The organism is Streptomyces sp. NPDC043427 (assembly GCF_056436655.1).
This window is the reverse complement of sequence record NZ_JBWKCC010000021.1, coordinates 74,347-90,970: the sequence shown is the minus strand read 5'-3', so window position 1 is coordinate 90,970 and position 16,624 is coordinate 74,347. Positions and strand designations below refer to the sequence as shown.

At 72.0% G+C, this 16,624-nt stretch carries 15 protein-coding genes; 7 read left to right on the top strand and 8 right to left on the bottom strand.

Features of this window, described 5'->3' with window-relative positions:
- Window positions 1-2: 2 nt before the first annotated feature.
- Window positions 3-1,952 (top strand): Xaa-Pro dipeptidyl-peptidase, encoded by a 1,950-nt coding sequence (locus tag AC067M_RS29165; RefSeq protein WP_478700015.1) that lies wholly within the window; start codon window positions 3-5, stop codon window positions 1,950-1,952.
- A 47-nt stretch (window positions 1,953-1,999) separates the two neighbouring features.
- Here AC067M_RS29165 and AC067M_RS29160 read toward each other — a convergent pair whose 3' ends face one another.
- Window positions 2,000-2,953, bottom strand: a complete 954-nt coding sequence (locus AC067M_RS29160) for an FAD-dependent oxidoreductase (RefSeq protein ID WP_478700014.1) — start codon at window positions 2,951-2,953, stop codon at window positions 2,000-2,002.
- Between the two features lie 66 nt (window positions 2,954-3,019).
- On the opposite strand from AC067M_RS29160, the gene AC067M_RS29155 reads away from it, so the two are divergent.
- Together AC067M_RS29155 and AC067M_RS29150 are read left to right on the top strand one after the other, a co-directional pair.
- Window positions 3,020-4,045 carry an oxidoreductase gene (locus AC067M_RS29155; RefSeq protein WP_478700013.1) on the top strand — a complete coding sequence of 342 codons (1,026 nt, stop codon included), beginning with the start codon at window positions 3,020-3,022 and terminating at the stop codon, window positions 4,043-4,045.
- Window positions 4,046-4,382: 337 nt separating this feature from the next.
- A complete protein-coding gene (locus tag AC067M_RS29150) occupies window positions 4,383-6,023 on the top strand; it encodes an ABC-F family ATP-binding cassette domain-containing protein (RefSeq protein WP_478700012.1) in 1,641 nt (546 codons plus the stop codon).
- On the opposite strand, the gene AC067M_RS29145 is transcribed toward AC067M_RS29150, so the two are convergent.
- The 3 genes from AC067M_RS29145 to AC067M_RS29135 all read right to left on the bottom strand — a co-directional run bounded on the left by AC067M_RS29145 (window position 6,020) and on the right by AC067M_RS29135 (window position 9,342).
- Window positions 6,020-6,592 carry a putative glycolipid-binding domain-containing protein gene (locus AC067M_RS29145; protein ID WP_478700011.1) on the bottom strand — a complete coding sequence of 191 codons (573 nt, stop codon included), beginning with the start codon at window positions 6,590-6,592 and terminating at the stop codon, window positions 6,020-6,022. The genes AC067M_RS29150 and AC067M_RS29145 overlap by 4 nt on opposite strands.
- Window positions 6,593-6,728: 136 nt before the next feature.
- Complete coding sequence (locus AC067M_RS29140) at window positions 6,729-9,122, bottom strand: Tex family protein (protein WP_478700010.1); 2,394 nt, start codon at window positions 9,120-9,122, stop codon at window positions 6,729-6,731.
- A gap of 88 nt (window positions 9,123-9,210) precedes the next feature.
- Window positions 9,211-9,342, bottom strand: coding sequence for an LPFR motif small protein (locus tag AC067M_RS29135; protein WP_267882529.1), 132 nt, complete (start codon window positions 9,340-9,342; stop codon window positions 9,211-9,213).
- Window positions 9,343-9,512: 170 nt separating this feature from the next.
- On the opposite strand from AC067M_RS29135, the gene AC067M_RS29130 reads away from it, so the two are divergent.
- Window positions 9,513-10,472: a GlxA family transcriptional regulator gene (locus AC067M_RS29130; RefSeq protein WP_478700009.1), complete on the top strand. Its 960-nt coding sequence runs from the start codon at window positions 9,513-9,515 to the stop codon at window positions 10,470-10,472.
- A gap of 208 nt (window positions 10,473-10,680) precedes the next feature.
- The gene (locus AC067M_RS29125; protein WP_478700008.1) at window positions 10,681-11,316 is read left to right on the top strand and encodes a DJ-1/PfpI family protein; all 636 of its coding nucleotides are present in this window, start codon (window positions 10,681-10,683) and stop codon (window positions 11,314-11,316) included.
- Here the strand turns inward: AC067M_RS29125 and AC067M_RS29120 are convergent.
- On the bottom strand, window positions 11,303-12,058 hold the full coding sequence (locus AC067M_RS29120; protein ID WP_478700007.1) for an enoyl-CoA hydratase/isomerase family protein: 756 nt from the start codon (window positions 12,056-12,058) through the stop codon (window positions 11,303-11,305). The genes AC067M_RS29125 and AC067M_RS29120 overlap by 14 nt on opposite strands.
- Window positions 12,059-12,177: 119 nt before the next feature.
- Here AC067M_RS29120 and AC067M_RS29115 point away from each other — a divergent pair, with 119 nt between their 5' ends.
- A complete protein-coding gene (locus AC067M_RS29115) occupies window positions 12,178-12,765 on the top strand; it encodes an HdeD family acid-resistance protein (RefSeq protein WP_478700006.1) in 588 nt (195 codons plus the stop codon).
- 166 nt (window positions 12,766-12,931) lie between these two features.
- Window positions 12,932-13,420 (top strand): ATP-binding protein, encoded by a 489-nt coding sequence (locus tag AC067M_RS29110; RefSeq protein WP_478700005.1) that lies wholly within the window; start codon window positions 12,932-12,934, stop codon window positions 13,418-13,420.
- 149 nt (window positions 13,421-13,569) lie between these two features.
- Here AC067M_RS29110 and idi read toward each other — a convergent pair whose 3' ends face one another.
- The 3 genes from idi to galE all read right to left on the bottom strand — a co-directional run bounded on the left by idi (window position 13,570) and on the right by galE (window position 16,437).
- On the bottom strand, window positions 13,570-14,163 hold the full coding sequence (gene idi, locus AC067M_RS29105) for an isopentenyl-diphosphate Delta-isomerase (RefSeq protein ID WP_478700004.1): 594 nt from the start codon (window positions 14,161-14,163) through the stop codon (window positions 13,570-13,572).
- Window positions 14,164-14,339: 176 nt separating this feature from the next.
- Window positions 14,340-15,281: a cation diffusion facilitator family transporter gene (locus AC067M_RS29100; protein WP_478700003.1), complete on the bottom strand. Its 942-nt coding sequence runs from the start codon at window positions 15,279-15,281 to the stop codon at window positions 14,340-14,342.
- Window positions 15,282-15,471: 190 nt separating this feature from the next.
- Window positions 15,472-16,437 carry a UDP-glucose 4-epimerase GalE gene (galE, locus tag AC067M_RS29095; RefSeq protein WP_478700002.1) on the bottom strand — a complete coding sequence of 322 codons (966 nt, stop codon included), beginning with the start codon at window positions 16,435-16,437 and terminating at the stop codon, window positions 15,472-15,474.
- Between the last annotated feature and the right edge of the window lie 187 nt (window positions 16,438-16,624).

Genomic DNA, 16,624 nt, shown 5'->3' with positions numbered 1-16,624 from the left:
GCATGCCGAAACGCACGCGCTTAACGACCTGGAGAACGCTCGCGACCGCGGCCGTCACCGCGCTGGCCGCCGCCCTCCTCGCCCCCGCGACCGCCCAGGCCGGCCCGAGGGAGAGCCGACCGGTCTACTCCTACGACAACGCCGTCCGCGAGGCCGTCTGGGTGGACACCGGCCTCGACGCCGACGGCGACGGCAGCGCCGACCGGGTCGCCGCCGACATCGTCCGCCCGCGCGAACCCGCCCAGCTGGGCCGGAAGATCCCGGTCATCATGGACGCCAGCCCCTACTACTCCTGCTGCGGCCGCGGCAACGAGAGCCAGAAGAAGACGTACGACGCCGCCGGCAACGTCATCCAGGCTCCGCTCTTCTACGACAATTTCTTCGTGCCCCGCGGCTACGCCTTCGTCGCCGTCGACCTCTCCGGCACCAACCGCTCCGACGGCTGCGTCGACGTCGGCGGGCGCTCCGACATCCAGTCCGCCAAGGCCGTCGTCGACTGGCTGAACGGCCGCGCCAAGGCGTACACGACCCGCACCGGCACCACACGCGCCAAGGCGACCTGGAGCAACGGCCGTACCGGCATGATCGGCAAGAGCTGGGACGGCACCATCGCCAACGGCGTCGCCGCCACCGGGGTCAAGGGCCTGAAGACCATCGTCCCGATCAGCGCGATCTCCTCCTGGTACGACTACTACTTCGCCAAGGGCGCCCCGCTGTACGACTCCGGCCCCGACTGGCTGTCCGACCGCGTCGAGAGCCCCGAGGCCCGCGCCGAGTGCGCCGCCGTCCAGCGCAAGCTCGTCGAGGGTGCCCCGCGCACCGGCGAGTGGACCCGCCTGTGGACCGAGCGCGACTACGTCAAGGACGCCTCCAAGGTGAAGGCGAGCGTCTTCCTGATCCACGGCCTGCAGGACCTCAACGTGCGCGCCAAGCACTTCGGCCAGTGGTGGGACGCCCTCGCGAAGAACGGCGTCGAGCGCAAGATCTGGCTCTCCCAGACCGGCCACGTCGACCCCTTCGACTTCCGCCGTGCCACCTGGGTCGACACCTTGCACCGCTGGTTCGACCACGAACTCCTCGGCTACGACAACGGCATCGACCGCGCACCCATGGCCGACCTCGAACGCCACCCCGACCAGTGGGTCACCTCCAAGGCCTGGCCGCCGCACGGTACGGACACCACCACCCTGCGCCCGGCCCGTGGCGCCCAGCCGGGCGTCGGCACCCTCGGCCTGAGCAGGGCCAGGGGCACCGAGACCTTCACCGACGACCCACGGCTCGCCGAGACCGACTGGGCCGCCCGGATCGACACCCCGACCTCCGACAAGGCCGGCTTCACCACCGGTCCCCTCACCCGGGACCTGCGCCTGTCCGGCTCCTCCAAGGTCACCGTCACCGCGACCCCCAGCACCTCGACGGCCCACCTGAGTGCCGTCCTCGTCGACCTGGGCCCCGACACCATCCGCGACTACGCCGACACCGCCGAGGGCATCACCACCCTCACGGACCGCTCCTGCTGGGGAGCGAGCACGGCGGGTGACAGCGCGTGCTTCAAGGAGACGCGGGCCAAGACGGCCGACGTCGACTACACGATCGTCAGCCGCGGCTGGGCCGACCTCGGCAACCACGCCTCCGACCTCGAGGGCGAGCCGCTCACCCCGGGCAAGGCGTACACCATCACCCTCGACCTGGCCGCCACCGACCACGTCGTCCCCCGGGGTCACCGCCTCGCGCTGATCGTCGCGGGCACGGACAAGGACCTCATCGATCCCCCGTCCACGACTCCGACCCTCACCCTCGACCTGTCCCGCACCTCCGCCAAGGTCCCGTTCGTCGGCGGCACCGACGCCTTCGCCCGCGCCACGTCCGGAACACGGCCGGCCACTGCCGGGGCCAGGGCCCTGGACGGCGTAGAGGCGCCGAAGGGAGCGGACCGCGTCCCGGGCCAGTAGGGCACGCGGGCCTCGCCTGCGTCCCGGGCCGCCGGAAAGTCAGTGACTCAGGAGGGGGCGGCCAGCCGGGCCGCCTCCTCCGCGCAGCCCCACGCCACCGTCACCCCCGCCCCGCCGTGCCCATAGTTGTGCACCAACGCCCGCCCGTCCGGCAGCACTTCGCGCTCCAGGCGGACCGTCGGCCGTGCGGGCCGCAGCCCCACCCGGTGTTCCAGGACCCGCGCCCCGGCGATCTCGGGCCGCAGTGCCGCGCACCGCCGCACGATCGCCTCGGCCACCTCCGGGTCCGGCTCCAGCGACCAGGCGTCGTCGTCCGCGGTCCCGCCGAGCACCAGTCGCCCGGGCTGCGGGAAGAAGTACGCCGTCGAGCCGTCCGGGGCGGTGGAGACGAGCCACGTACGGATCCCGGGGTTCTCCACGACGACCAACTGCCCGCGCACCGGCCACACGGACGGGTCCGGCACCAGATTCCGGGCATCCAGCCCGGTGCAGTTGACCACCACGGGCGCCGCGACCTCCGGGAGAGCGGCGACCGTGCGCTCCTCGACCGTGCCGCCCGCCGCCAGCAACCGCTCCCGCAGCCACGACAGATGGACCGGCATGTCGATGAGTGGCAGCCGCGCCCATGTGCCCGCCCCCGCGTACTCGTCGGCCGACGACACCCGCACCCCCGGCAGCCGGGCAGCCGCCCACCCGAGGACCTCGTCCAGCTCCGTCTCGCCCAGCACCCCTTCGACCATGCGTACACCGGTCTCGTCCGGACGGGCCGCCAACTCCTCGTACACGTCGAGGGATCGCAGGGCCCACGCCCGTGCCGAGATGATCGGGTCGATGTGGTACGGCCACCACAGCGCACCGGCGACCGCCGAGGTGGTCCGCTCCACCGGGTCCCGCGTCCACACCCGCACCCGCCTGCCGCGCTCCGCCAGCACGACGGCCGTCGTCAGACCGATGACGCCCCCGCCGACGACCACCACGTCGCCACTTTGTTCGTTCGCCACGCCGGGACGTTAGCGGAATACGTCATGCCGTGCTCACCTCGCCCCCTTCCTGGGGATACTCACAGCATGTCTGCCGAGTACGCGACCTTCGGCCTGGCACCGGCGATGCGTGCCGGTGGAGTTCTCGCGGACGGTGCCGTCCAGGTCCACCGGGACTTCCTGGACTTCATCGTCGACGGGCGCCCGCTGCTGTTCCGCCTCTCCGACCTGGACGCCGTCTCCCCGCTCGCCTCCGACGTACCACCCGCGATCTTCACCGCGCAGGTCCGCGCCCTGCTGCTGGAGGCCGACCCGCCACTGCCCGGCGGACGCTACGTCGTCTACGGCTGCCCCGAGTGCGAGGACCTGGGCTGCGGAGCGGTCACCGCCCTCATCGAGCGCCACGGCGAAGACTACGTCTGGCGGGACTTCGCCTGGCAGACCGACGAACACGCCGACCTGGACCTCAACGGCTACCACGGCCTCGGCCCCTTCCGCTTCCGCGGCGACGAGTACCGCGCGTCCCTGGGCGCCCTGCTCGACGACACCGCCCCCACCACCGACCGCCGCCGTGTCCTGCTGATCGGAGCCCGGGTCGCCGTCCTCGCCAAACTGGCGGCGGCACTGCGCACCATCGGCATCGGTGCCGACATCGCCCACGACGCGAACGACGTCCCCGCCGACGAACTGCGCGCCTACGGCGCCGTCGCCTTCGGCCGCGCCATCGGCGAGGAGGAACGCGCCGCAGTCCGCCACTCCTTCACCCGCGCCGGAGTCGACGTCGCCTACGTCGACGGCCTCGCCCCCATCGTCGCCCTCCTGGTCGCCCAGATCGAGAACGCCCTCGACCGCCGACCCCCCGAACAACGCCGCCTCCTCGACCTCGTCGCCTCCGACGGCGCCGCCGCCATCGAGGTCACCTCCCCCTGCCGCGTCCGCATCACCACCTACCGCCTCGACCGTCTCTCCCGCACCCACACCCACGACCTCTTCGACGCCGTCCTCGAACCGGGCCACCACCGCATCCCCCTGGACCCCAAGGCGCTGAAGGGCGAGTCCTTCGTCGTGGCACGGACTACCGGGAGCGTCCTGGTGGGGGCGATGACGCGCTGAGGCCCCGGCGGGGGCAGTGGTGGGCGGCGGTGCCTTGGGAGCGCGGGAGCAGCGCCCGGACTCCGGGACGGAGGTGCGCCGGCGTGAGCCACCCGGATCCCGACGTCGTGCCCGGGTGGGGCGGCGGGGGTGGCGCGATGGCTCGCTGAGGCCCTGGCAGGGGTGGTGGTGCGTGGAGCGCGCGGGCAGGGAGGAGGCGGTGCGCTCGGGGCCCATGGCGTGGGCGGCAGCGGTCGGGCGGGCGGGGCGCGTTGGGGGCTCCCCGGGGCGGTGGGGTGGCGGCTCGGTGGAAACCCCGGCGCGGGCGGCGCCGGGCGGCCATTAGGATCGCCCCCTGATGACTGCCACCCTCGTCGCCAAGAACCTCGCCGCCGGGCACGGTGACCGCTCCCTGTTCTCCGGGCTCGACCTCGTTGTCGCGCCCGGGGACGTGATCGGGCTGGTCGGTGCCAACGGGGCGGGGAAGTCCACCCTGCTGGAGCTGCTCGCCGGGCTCACCGTGCCGGAGGAGGGGGAGCTCAGGCTCTCCCCGCCGACGGCGACCGTGGGACATCTGCCGCAGGAGCCGGAGCGGCGGCCGGGGGAGACCGTGCGGGAGTTCCTCGCGCGTCGCACGGGCGTCGCCGAGGCACAGCGGGTGATGGACGAGGCGACGCAGGCCCTCGTCGACGGGGCGCCGGGCGCCGACGACGCGTACGCGACCAGCCTGGAGCGCTGGCTCGGGCTCGGCGGCGCCGACCTCGACGAGCGGGCGGAGGAGGTCGCCGACTCGCTGGGCCTCGGCGTGGACCTCGACCAGCCGATGACCTCCCTGTCCGGCGGCCAGGCGGCCCGCGCCGGACTCGCCTCCTTGCTGCTCTCCCGCTACGACGTCTTCCTGCTCGACGAGCCCACCAACGACCTCGACCTCGACGGCCTGGAGCGCCTCGAACGCTTCGTGAGCGGCCTGCGCGCCGGCACCGTCGTCGTCAGTCACGACCGCGAGTTCCTCACCCGCACGGTCACCAAGATCCTCGAACTCGACCTCGCCCAGGGGCAGACCAACCTCTACGGCGGCGGCTACGAGGCCTACCTGGAGGAGCGGGACGTGGCCCGTCGGCACGCCCGCGAGGACTACGAGGAGTACGCCGACAAGCGCGCCGCCCTCGCGGACCGCGCCCAGATGCAGCGCTCCTGGATGGACAAGGGCGTCAAGAACGCCCGTCGCAAGGCGAGCAACGACAACGACAAGATCGGCCGCAAGTTCCGCAGCGAGGCCAGCGAGAAGCAGGCGGCGAAGGCCCGGCAGACCCAGCGCATGATCGAGCGGTTGGACGTGGTCGACGAGCCGCGCAAGGAGTGGGAGCTGCGCATGGAGATCGCGTCGGCCCCACGCTCGGGCGCCGTCGTGGCCACCCTGCGGGACGCTGAGGTACGGCGCGGCGACTTCACCTTCGGCCCGGTGTCCCTGCAGATCGACTGGGCCGACCGGGTCGCGGTGACCGGCGCCAACGGCGCCGGCAAGTCGACCCTGCTCGGCGCCCTCCTCGGCCGCGTCCCCCTGGACGCGGGACACGCGGCCCTCGGCTCGGGCGTGCTGGTCGGCGAGGTCGACCAGGCCCGCAAGCTCTTCCACGGCCCGGAGGCACTGCTGGACGCCTTCTGCGCCGCCGTCCCGGACACGGAACCCGTCGAGGTACGCACCCTGCTGGCCAAGTTCGGCCTCAAGTCGGAACACGTGCTGCGCCCTGCGGCGACGCTCTCACCGGGCGAGCGCACCCGCGCGGCCCTGGCGCTGCTCCAGGGCGCAGGCGTCAACCTCCTCGTCCTCGACGAGCCCACCAATCACCTCGACCTGCCGGCCATCGAGCAACTGGAGTCGGCCCTCGACGCCTACGAGGGCACGCTCCTGCTCGTCACCCACGACCGCCGCATGCTGGACGCGGTCCACGTCACGCGCCGCCTGGAGGTGGCGGACGGCAAGGTCACCGAGCGCTAACCGGCCGTCAGGCGCCGCGCCAGCTGCGGGTACTGCACAACCAGGCCGTCCGCGTCGAACTCCACATCGCTGCTGAAGTCCCCGGAGGCGTACCGCACCCGTCCGCCGCCGTCGCCGGCGCGCCCGAGATGGGTGTAGGTCTGCGGTGACGGCCGTACGGCCAGGTCCGGCACCGACACCCAGGCCATCAGGAACTCCCGCTCCCCGGGCACCCGATGCAGCTGGTGCCGCAGCACCGGCATGGTGTTGGTGAGCGGGCACAGCCCCAGATCGCAGTCGAGGGCACCCTCGACCTCCGGCACCCGCACGCCGTCGGCCGTCCAGCCGCCATGGCCGTCGTGCCGTAGATCCAGCGTGCGGGTCCGGTCGGCGGTCTCGGCCGCCACCCGCAACCGTCGCGTCACGAAGCCGACGGTGGTCTCGAGTTCGTACGAGATCCAGTACGGCTCCGGCGTAGTCCCGACCGCCCGCCCGCGGGCCCGCAGAACCTCGGCGCCGATCTCGACCCAGGCGGTCTCGTACCCCCTGCTCCCCGTGACGTCCCAGCTGATGACGTGTGAAGCGATCATGCCGTCACTCCAGGCTCGGACGCGCCCCCGAAGGGACGCGGGGCTGTGTCGATATGCGGCACCGCCGCGGGGGCGCGGCCGGCCACAACCGGCCCGCAGCTCCCCACGGTCTTCCACGGCCTCCCCGGCGGAGCCGTCAGCGCCCCTTCTTCGGATCGAGCAGACCCGCCCGGCGCAGAGCATCGGCCATCGCACCGTTGGCCGGCGGGGCCGCCTGGCGCGAACCGCCGCCGCCACCGCCGCCCCGGCCCTGCCGCTGCTGCGGCGGACGTCCGCCACGCTGCCGCCGCTCGCCTCCCTCGCCCTGCCGGCCGCCCTGCGCAGCGGATTCGTCGTCCAGCCGCAGCGTCAGCGAGATCCGCTTGCGCGGGATGTCGATGTCGAGGACCTTCACCTTGACGATGTCACCGGGCTTCACCACGTCCCGCGGGTCCTTCACGAACGTCTTCGACATCGCCGAGACGTGCACCAGACCGTCCTGGTGGACACCGACGTCGACGAAGGCGCCGAAGGCCGCCACGTTCGTCACCACGCCCTCCAGGACCATCCCGGACGACAGGTCGGAGATCTTCTCGACACCCTCCTTGAAGGTGGCCGTCTTGAAGGCGGGCCGCGGGTCGCGCCCGGGCTTCTCCAGCTCCTTGAGGATGTCGGTCACCGTCGGCAGACCGAACGTCTCGTCCACGAACTCGGTCGGCTTCAGCGAGCGCAGCACCGACGTGTTGCCGATGAGCGAGGCCACCTCCTGGCCCGTCGTCTTCACCATCCGGCGCACCACCGGGTACGCCTCCGGGTGCACGCTGGAGGAGTCCAGCGGGTCGTCGCCGCCGCGGATGCGCAGGAAGCCCGCGCACTGCTCGTACGCCTTCGGACCCAGCCGCGCCACCTTCTTCAGCTGGGAGCGGGAGGTGAACGGGCCGTTGGCGTCGCGGTGCGACACGATGTTCTCGGCGAGACCGGAGGTGATCCCGGAGACCCGGGCGAGCAGCGGGGCCGACGCCGTGTTGACGTCGACGCCCACGCCGTTCACACAGTCCTCCACCACCGCGTCCAGCGAGCGTGACAGCTTCACCTCGGACAGGTCGTGCTGGTACTGGCCGACACCGATCGACTTCGGGTCGATCTTCACCAGCTCGGCCAGCGGGTCCTGGAGCCGACGCGCGATCGACACCGCGCCACGCAGCGACACGTCCATGTCGGGCAGCTCCTGCGAGGCGAAGGCGGAGGCCGAGTACACGGACGCGCCCGCCTCGGACACCATCACCTTGGTGAGGTTCAACTCGGGGTGCTTGGTGATGAGTTCACCGGCGAGCTTGTCCGTCTCGCGGGACGCCGTGCCGTTGCCGATCGCGACCAGTTCGACCGCGTGCTCCTTGGCGAGCCGCGCCAGCTTGGCGATCGCCTCGTCCCACTTGTTGGCCGGGACGTGCGGATAGATCACGTCCGTCGCGACGACCTTGCCGGTCGCGTCGACCACGGCGACCTTCACGCCCGTACGGAAGCCCGGGTCGAGGCCCAGCGTCGCGCGCGTGCCCGCCGGGGCGGCCAGCAGCAGGTCCCGCAGGTTCGCCGCGAACACGTTGACCGCCTCGTCCTCGGCGGCCGTACGCAGCCGCAGCCGCAGGTCGATGCCGAGGTGGACGAGGATGCGGGTGCGCCAGGCCCAGCGGACCGTGTCCGTCAGCCACTTGTCACCCGGGCGGCCGCGATCGGCGATCCCGAACCTCGACGCGACGATCGCCTCGTACGACGAGGGGCCGGGCTGCTCCGAAGGCTCCTCCGGCTCCAGGACGAGGTCGAGGACCTCCTCCTTCTCGCCGCGCAGCATCGCCAGGATGCGGTGCGAGGGCAGCTCGGTGAACGGCTCGGCGAAGTCGAAGTAGTCGGCGAACTTGGCGCCGGCCTCCTCCTTGCCCTCCCGCACCTTGGCCGCCAGCCGCCCCCGCACCCACATGCGCTCGCGGACCTCGCCGATCAGGTCGGCGTCCTCCGAGAACCGCTCGGTGAGGATCGCCCGCGCGCCGTCCAGGGCGGCCTGCGGATCGGCCACGCCCTTGTCGGCGTCGACGAACGCGGCGGCCGCGGCGAGGGGGTCCACACCCGGGTCACCGAGCAGCCCCTCCGCCAGCGGTTCCAGCCCCGCCTCCCGCGCGATCTGCGCCTTGGTGCGCCGCTTGGGCTTGTACGGCAGGTAGATGTCCTCCAGGCGCGCCTTGGTCTCGGCACCCCGGATCTGCGCCTCCAGCTCGTCGGTGAGCTTGCCCTGCTCGCGCACCGACTCCAGGATCGCCGTCCGACGCTCCTCCAGCTCCCGCAGGTAGCGCAGCCGCTCCTCGATCGTGCGCAGCTGCGCGTCGTCGAGCATCTCGGTCGCTTCCTTGCGGTAGCGGGCGATGAAGGGCACCGTGGAACCGCCGTCGAGCAGTTCCACAGCGGCCTTCACCTGCCGCTCCCGTACGCCGAGCTCCTCGGCGATCCTGCCTTCGATGGACCCTACGTTGATGGACCCGATGGATCCGGGTGTCGTCACGATCCCGTACCGCCTTCTCCACTGAGGTTGCGCGGCAATTGTGGCAGGCGGAACCGACACTCGGGGATCAGGGCGGGGACACGGCGGGTCAGGCCCGTCCGCGGTGGGCGGAGGACGAGGCGCCGCCGAACAGCCTGGCCAGGGCGCGGAACGGGAGCGTCACCACTGTGGCTATCGCCCCACCGATCTGGCGCAGCACGTCTGCGATCGCACGGAACACGGAGTTCCCCTTTCCTCGCTTCGATTCGCTTTCTCTGCCGGCCGTCGGGGCCGGGCGACGCTCGGGTACCTCGGCCGCGGCCGATCATGCGTCGAGCTACCCCTCGTATGGCGGGAAAGGTGGGAAGGCCGTCATTGCGGCCATGCTCCGGCCCGTCGAGAATCGAGGGCATGGCGCAGCGCACCGTTCTCTTCGTCCTCTTCGACGGCGTCCAGAGTCTCGATGTCACCGGCCCCCTGGAGGTCTTCGCGGGCGCGGAGAATGTCACCCCGGGCACATACCGCGTCCGCACGGCCTCCCTGGACGGCGCGCCGGTACGCACCTCCAGCGGCCTGACCCTCGTACCGGACGAGGCGCTCACGGACGTCGCCGCCCCGCACATCCTCCTCGTCCCCGGCGGCCAGGGCACCCGCCTGCCCGACCCGCGCCTCACCGACTGGCTGCGCACGCACGCCCCGCGCGCCGAACGCCTCGTCTCCGTGTGCACCGGGGCGATCCTGCTGGCCGCGGCGGGTCTGCTGGACGGGCGCCGCGCCACGACCCATTGGGCCTACTGCGACAAGCTCGCCCGCGACCACCCGGCCGTCGAGGTCGACCCCGACCCCATCTACGTACGCGACGGGCCCGTCCTCACCTCGGCCGGCGTCACCTCCGGCATCGACCTCGCGCTCGCCCTCGTCGAGGAGGACCTGAACCGGGACGCCGCGCTGACCGTCGCCCGCCATCTGGTGGTCTTCCTGCGCAGGCCCGGCAACCAGGCCCAGTTCAGCGCCCAGCTCGCCGCCCAGACCGCCCGGCGCGAACCGCTGCGCGAGGTCCAGCAGTGGATCAGCGAGCACCCGGCCGCCGACCTGAGCGTCGACGCGCTCGCCGCCCGCGCCCGCCTCTCACCCCGCCACTTCGCCCGCGCCTTCCTCGCCGACACCGGCATGACCCCCGGCCGCTACGTCGACCGCGTCCGCCTCGAACACGCCCGCCGCCTCCTGGAGGACACGGCCGACGGCATCGAGGAGATCTCCCGCGCCAGCGGCTACGGCACCCCGGAGGCCATGCGCCGCGCCTTCACCAGAACCCTCGGCTCGTCCCCCGCCGAATACCGCCGCCGCTTCCACCCGGCACCCGCCCACTGACCCCGCTCCCGCCCGCGGACACCGCTCCCGTCCGCGGATCCCGCTCCCGCCCCCGCGGACACCACTCCCGCCCGCGGATCCCGCTCCCGCCCCCGCTGACACCGCTCCCGTCCACTGACCCCGCTCCCGCTCACCGCGCTCGCCTCCGTCCACCCAACCCGCCCAGCTGGGCCCGCCCAGCTGAACCCACCCAGAGGAGACCTCACCCGTGCAGATAGCCATCGTCCTCTTCGACCGGTTCACCGCGCTCGACGCCGTCGGCCCCTATGAGACCCTCGGCCGCCTCCCAGGCGCGCAGACCGTGTTCGTCGCTGAGGAGACCGGACCCGTCCGCACCGACACGGGAACCCTCGCGATCACGGCCGACAAGGCTCTGGCCGAGGTGCCGAGCCCCGACATCGTGGTGGTGCCGGGTGGTCCCGGGCAGACCGCGCAGATGGGGAACGAGACCCTGCTGGAGTGGCTGCGCGCCGCCGACGCCACCAGCGCCTGGACGACGTCCGTGTGCACCGGCTCCTTGCTGCTGGCCGCCGCCGGTCTCCTGAGGGGCCGCCGTGCCACGTCCCACTGGCTGGCCCTGGACCAGCTGACGCAGTTCGGCGTCGAGCCGACGGGGGAGCGGGTCGTCCTCGACGGCAAGTACGTCACCGCCGCCGGCGTCTCCTCGGGCATAGACATGGGCCTCACCCTTCTCGGCACGATCGCCGGCGACGAACACGCCCAGGCGGTGCAGCTGCTCACGGAGTACGACCCGCAGCCGCCCTACGACGCCGGCTCCCCGGACAAGGCGCCCGCGCACCTCGTCGAGCAGTTCCGCGACACCAGCCGCTTCATCCTGACGTAGGCACACTCCACGTGAAGCGCGGCTGCCTGCGCTGAAGGAACGCGGCGACGCCTTCCGCGGTGTCGCCGCTGCCGCGTGCCTGCGCGGCCCAGTACGCGTCCCGGTCGGTGCGCCCGTCGGCGAACTCCTTCGCCGCGGCCTGCGTCAGCTGCGAGCGGCTCACCAGGATCCGCGTGAACTCCGCGATCCGCTTGCCGAGTTCACCGGCGGGCAGTACCTCGTCGACAAGACCCGTCCGCAGCGCCCGCCCCGCGTCGATCAACTCACCGGAGAACAGCAGGTACTTGGTGGTGGCAGGCCCCACCAGCGACGCCAACCGCCGCGTGGAGGACGCCGGGTAGACGATGCCGAGTTTCGCCGGGGTCACCCCGAACAGCGCGCCCTCCTCGGCGAACCGCAGATCACAGGCCGCCGCGAGCTGTGATCCGCCGCCCACACAGTGCCCCCGTATCGCCGCCAGCGTCGGCTTCGGGAAGGCGGCGAGGGCCTCCTCGGCGAGCACCGCCAGCCGCTGCGCCTCCTCCGGCGATCCCTGGAGCGTGGAGATGTCGGCCCCCGCGCAGAAGGTGTCGCCCTCGCCGGTCAGCACCAGAGCCCGTACGTCCGGGTCGGCGGCCAGCGTCTCCAGGAGCGGGGGCAGCGCCCGCCACATCGTGGCCGTCATGGCGTTGCGCTTGGCCGGATGGTGGACGACGACGGTGGCGACCGAGTCGGTGACGCTGTGCAGCAGCTGCGGCTCCATGCGCCGGATGCTATCCGCAGGGCCGTGGACGCGATCAAGAAGGACAAGGTGAGTTACGGCACGATGGACAGAGGGGATCAAAAGAGGGCTCAAAGGCAAAGAGGCGTGAGGAGGCGGTCATGGTCACGTCCACCCGCCGCAAGGGCGAGACGGAGAAGCTCCGGCGCGATTTCAGCTGGATCGGCGCACTCGGTGTGCTCCTGGTGGTCGCGGGACTCGTCGGGCTGATCTACACCGGCCTCGCCACCCTCACGTCGATGATCCTCTTCGGCTGGCTGCTGCTGATCGGCGGCATCGTCGGTCTGCTGCACGCGGTCCAGGCGCGCGGCACCAACTTCTTCTGGCTGGGGACCGTCGTCGCGGCCCTGAACATCGCCGCGGGCGTGGTGGTCATCCGCAGTCCCGACGAGACCGCCGCCGCCCTCACCATGTTCGCCGCCCTGCTGTTCCTGGCCGCCGGCCTCTTCCGGGTGGTCGGCAGCCTCGTGGTGCGCGGCCCGCAGTTCGGCTGGACCCTCGTCCTGGGCGCCTTCGACCTGCTGCTGGGCGCCCTGGTGCTGGCGAACTGGCCGAGCAGCAGCAAGTACGTCATCGGCTGCTTCTTCTCCCTCGCGCTGCTCTTCGACGGGCTCGGCCTGATCGCCACCGGCTTCGGCGGCCGGCGCGTTGTCGGCATGGTCACCGACCGGCTGTCCAAAGGTCGGTGACAAGGCCGATGACGTACAACCCGAAGAGTTCGCAAGCTCGGCGTGGCCAGGACAGGAGTGGTCCCACAACTGACCGTGTCATACGCCAGTGGTCAGAAACGCTCGATATCTGCTGACTTCTGTTCAGTTCTCGGGAGTCGGGGCGCGCGGTACCAACACTCGTCGTGTGGTGACAATCGAGCGCAAGGGTGGCGACCGGACGATGGAGAACCACGGGCCGCCGCAGCCGCTGCCGTACGAAGGTGTCTGGCGGTTCACCGCCCCCGCCGCGGACGCCTCGGTCCCGCAGGCGCGACACGCGGTACGGGACCTGCTCCACCGCCAGGGAGTGCCGGTCTCGGACGACCTGGCCCAGGGGCTACTGCTGATCGTCTCGGAGCTGGTGACGAACGCCGTCCGGCACGCGGCGCTGCTGTCGCCGATGCTCGCCGTGGAGGTCGCCGTCGGCGCGGAGTGGGTGCGGGTGTCCGTAGAGGACAACCACCCCTACCGTCCTACGGCCCTGGAGGCCGACCACGGCCGCACCGGCGGCCGCGGACTGCTCCTGGTGCGCGAGATCACCCACGAGGCGGGCGGTGTGTGCGACGTCGAACACACGGCGGCCGGCGGCAAGGTGATCTGGGCCGCTCTGCCCCTCAAGCCCACCGGCCCGTGAGCCCGGGGCCGTGGCCGGTGGTCACCTGACCGGCCGCAAGCCGGGACCGCCCGTGAGCCGGGACCGCCCGTGAGCCGGGACCGCCCGTGAGCTTGGCATGGTCGCTGCCTGGTCACCCGCTGCCCGTGAGCCCGCGGCGCCCCTCACCGTCACCAGCCCGCCGACGGCCCCGTCAGCTCCCGCACCGCCGGGCGTGCCGCGTCCAGGACGGTCATGAACCAGGCCGAGAACGTGTCCTTCGCGTGGCGTTCCGCCAGTTCGGCCGGTGTGACGAAGGCCGTCGCGCCGACCTCCTCCGCGTCCGGTCGCAGCGGGGACTGCACCATGCCCACGAACAGGTGGTTGTACTCCTGCTCCACGAGGCCCGAGTCCGGGTCCGGGTGGTTGTAGCGGACCGTGCCCGCCTCGGCGAGCAGCGACGGGGAGACCCCGAGCTCCTCGTGCGTCCGCCGCGCCGCCGCCGCGAACGGCGCCTCACCGGGGTAGGGGTGGCCACAGCAGGTGTTGGACCAGACACCGGGGGAGTGGTACTTGCCGAGCGCCCGCTGCTGGAGCAGCAGCCGGCCCCGCTCGTCGAAGAGGAACACCGAGAACGCGCGATGCAACTGCCCGGGTGGCTGGTGCGCGGAGAGCTTCTCCGCGGTGCCGATCGTCACACCGTTCTCGTCGACGAGTTCCAGCAAAATCGCGTCCTCGGTGCCGCTCGACGTGCTGTGCGTCGCGGTGGCAGGTGTGATCGGCATACCCATCCTTCGCATCGGTCTTCGCGCCCCAAGTCTGCCGTACGAAACCGGCGCTCCCGGCACTTCACGGCGCGCGTCACCCGGGCCGGCGCCGGAAGAGGGCCCGATAGGTGATCGTGCCCTGCGTGACAGGCCGGGAACCGTCCGTGGTGGTCCCGCCGGTGATCACGACACCCTCAGTGACAGAGCCGGGCCTCGTGCTCCGCGTGCCCGCTCGGCTCCAGTTGGAAGGTGCAGTGCTCGACGTCGAAGTGGTCGCCGAGGCAGCCCTGCAACTCGTGCAGCATTTTTTCGTGGCCGATGGCGTTGAGCGCGTCGGAGGTCACGACGACGTGCGCGGACAGCACCGGCATGCCGGAGGTGATCGTCCAGGCGTGCAGGTCGTGGACGTCCTGCACGCCGTCCAGGGCGAGTATGTGGGCCCGTACCTCCGCGATGTCGACGTCCTTGGGGGCCGCCTCCAGCAGCACGTCGAGGGTCTCGCGCAGCAGCTTGAAGGTGCGCGGCACGATCATCAGGCCGATCACCAGCGAGGCGATCGGGTCGGCGGCCTGCCAGCCCGTGGCGAGGATGACCAGCGCGGAGAGGATCACCGCGAGTGAGCCCAGCGCGTCCGCGGCCACTTCCAGGAAGGCGCCCCGCACGTTCAGGCTGTCCTTCTGACCGCGCATCAGCAGCGTCAGCGAGATCATGTTCGCGACCAGGCCGATCGCGCCGAACACGATGGTCAGACCGCCCTCGGTGCCGGCCGGCGTGATGAACCGCTGGATCGCCTCGTACAGGACGTAACTGCCGGCCACGAGCAGCAGCAGACAGTTGGCGAGCGCGGCGAGGATCTCGGCACGGGCGTACCCGAAGGTGCGGTTCCCGCTCGGTGGGCGGCTCGCGAAGTGGATGGCGAGCAGGGCCATGCCCAGGCCGAGCGCGTCCGTCGCCATGTGCGCCGCGTCCGCGACCAGCGCGAGCGAGTCCGCGAGGACCCCGCCGACGATCTCGACCACCATGACGGTGAGCGTGATCGACAGTGCGACCCGGAGCCGACCGCGGTAGGCCGCCGTCGCCGTACCGCCCGTCGGCACGTGCGAGTGCGCGTGTCCGTGATCGTGCCCAGCCCCCATGAGAAGCCGCCCTCCTAGGTGTCGCCGTGGTCTCCGGGCTCACAGTCAACTACGGGCGGGGGGTATCGGGCAACGCGGCACTGAACACCGTTGTCATGTGCCCTGACCTGCGGAAACGAACCACGGAACGGTCCACGGGCGAACCACCGAACGAACCACCGAACGAAGCGCAGGTCAGAGCGGTGCGCGCTCACCCGCCGTGGTGCAGCCGCCACCCCTGCCAGGCCGACTCGACCATCTCGCGCACCCCACGGCGGGCCGTCCAGCCGAGCTCCTCGGCGGCCAGCGCGGCCGAGGCGACCGCCCGCGGGGCGTCGCCCGGGCGCCGGGCCTCGACCAGGGCGGGGCGCGGGTCACCGGTGACCTCGCCGATCATCGTGACCAGCTCCCGTACCGAGACGCCCTCGCCACGGCCGATGTTCACCGTCAGGTCACCGCTGCGCTCGCCGAGCCGCCGGGCCGCCGCGAGGTGTGCCTCGGCGAGATCGGCGACGTGGATGTAGTCGCGTACACAGGTGCCGTCCGGCGTCGGATAGTCGTCGCCGAAGATCCGCGGGGCCTCGTCGCGGGTGAGCCGGTCGAAGACCATCGGGACGATGTTGAAGACGCCGGTGTCGGCCAGCTCGGGCGCCGCCGCGCCCGCCACGTTGAAATAGCGCAGGCACACCGTCGCGATGCCGTGCGCCCGGCCCGCCGCCCGCACCAGCCACTCCCCGGTGAGTTTGGTCTCGCCGTACGGGTTCACCGGCGCGCACGGGGTGTCCTCGGTGATGAGATCCACATCGGGATTGCCGTACACGGCAGCCGAGGAGGAGAAGACGAACCGCTCCACCCCGGCCCCGGCGACCGCCTCCAGCAGCGCGGCGAGGCCGCCCACGTTCTCCTGGTAGTACCGCGTGGGTTGCGCCACCGACTCCGCGACCTGCTTGCGCGCGGCGAGATGCACCACACCCGTGACCGCGTGCTCGGCGAGGACCCGCTTCACCAGGTCGCCGTCCGACGACGAGCCCCGCAGCAGCGGCACGTCCGCCGGCAGCCGCGAGGCAACCCCCGCCGACAGGTCGTCCAGCGCGACGACCCGCTCCCCGGCGCCGGCCATGGCCCGTGCCACATGGGCCCCGATGTATCCGGCTCCGCCGGTGATCAGCCACGTCATGGTCGCCCACCCTATGTCGCCCCCCGCGAGGCGGGCGCAATGTCCCGGATGCGAGGTGTAAGGGGCGCGGTTTGTGGGCCGGGCCGCGCATCACCGATGATGATCTCGGCAAAGGCCGGGTACGAACCCCGTCAACGGTGCCATGAACAGGCGGTGAACGCCTGCTTCCCGGCATCCGATAGCCTCT

Excerpts from the sequence above, each read along its gene's own strand:
- AC067M_RS29165 (WP_478700015.1), top strand. The coding sequence starts at position 3 with ATGCCGAAACGCACGCGCTTAACGACCTGGAGAACGCTCGCGACCGCG.
- AC067M_RS29155 (WP_478700013.1), top strand. The coding sequence starts at position 3,020 with ATGTCTGCCGAGTACGCGACCTTCGGCCTGGCACCGGCGATGCGTGCC.
- AC067M_RS29150 (WP_478700012.1), top strand. The coding sequence starts at position 4,383 with ATGACTGCCACCCTCGTCGCCAAGAACCTCGCCGCCGGGCACGGTGAC.
- AC067M_RS29145 (WP_478700011.1), bottom strand. The coding sequence starts at position 6,592 with ATGATCGCTTCACACGTCATCAGCTGGGACGTCACGGGGAGCAGGGGG.
- AC067M_RS29130 (WP_478700009.1), top strand. The coding sequence starts at position 9,513 with ATGGCGCAGCGCACCGTTCTCTTCGTCCTCTTCGACGGCGTCCAGAGT.
- AC067M_RS29120 (WP_478700007.1), bottom strand. The coding sequence starts at position 12,058 with ATGGAGCCGCAGCTGCTGCACAGCGTCACCGACTCGGTCGCCACCGTC.
- AC067M_RS29115 (WP_478700006.1), top strand. The coding sequence starts at position 12,178 with ATGGTCACGTCCACCCGCCGCAAGGGCGAGACGGAGAAGCTCCGGCGC.
- idi (WP_478700004.1), bottom strand. The coding sequence starts at position 14,163 with ATGCCGATCACACCTGCCACCGCGACGCACAGCACGTCGAGCGGCACC.
- AC067M_RS29100 (WP_478700003.1), bottom strand. The coding sequence starts at position 15,281 with ATGGGGGCTGGGCACGATCACGGACACGCGCACTCGCACGTGCCGACG.
- galE (WP_478700002.1), bottom strand. The coding sequence starts at position 16,437 with ATGACGTGGCTGATCACCGGCGGAGCCGGATACATCGGGGCCCATGTG.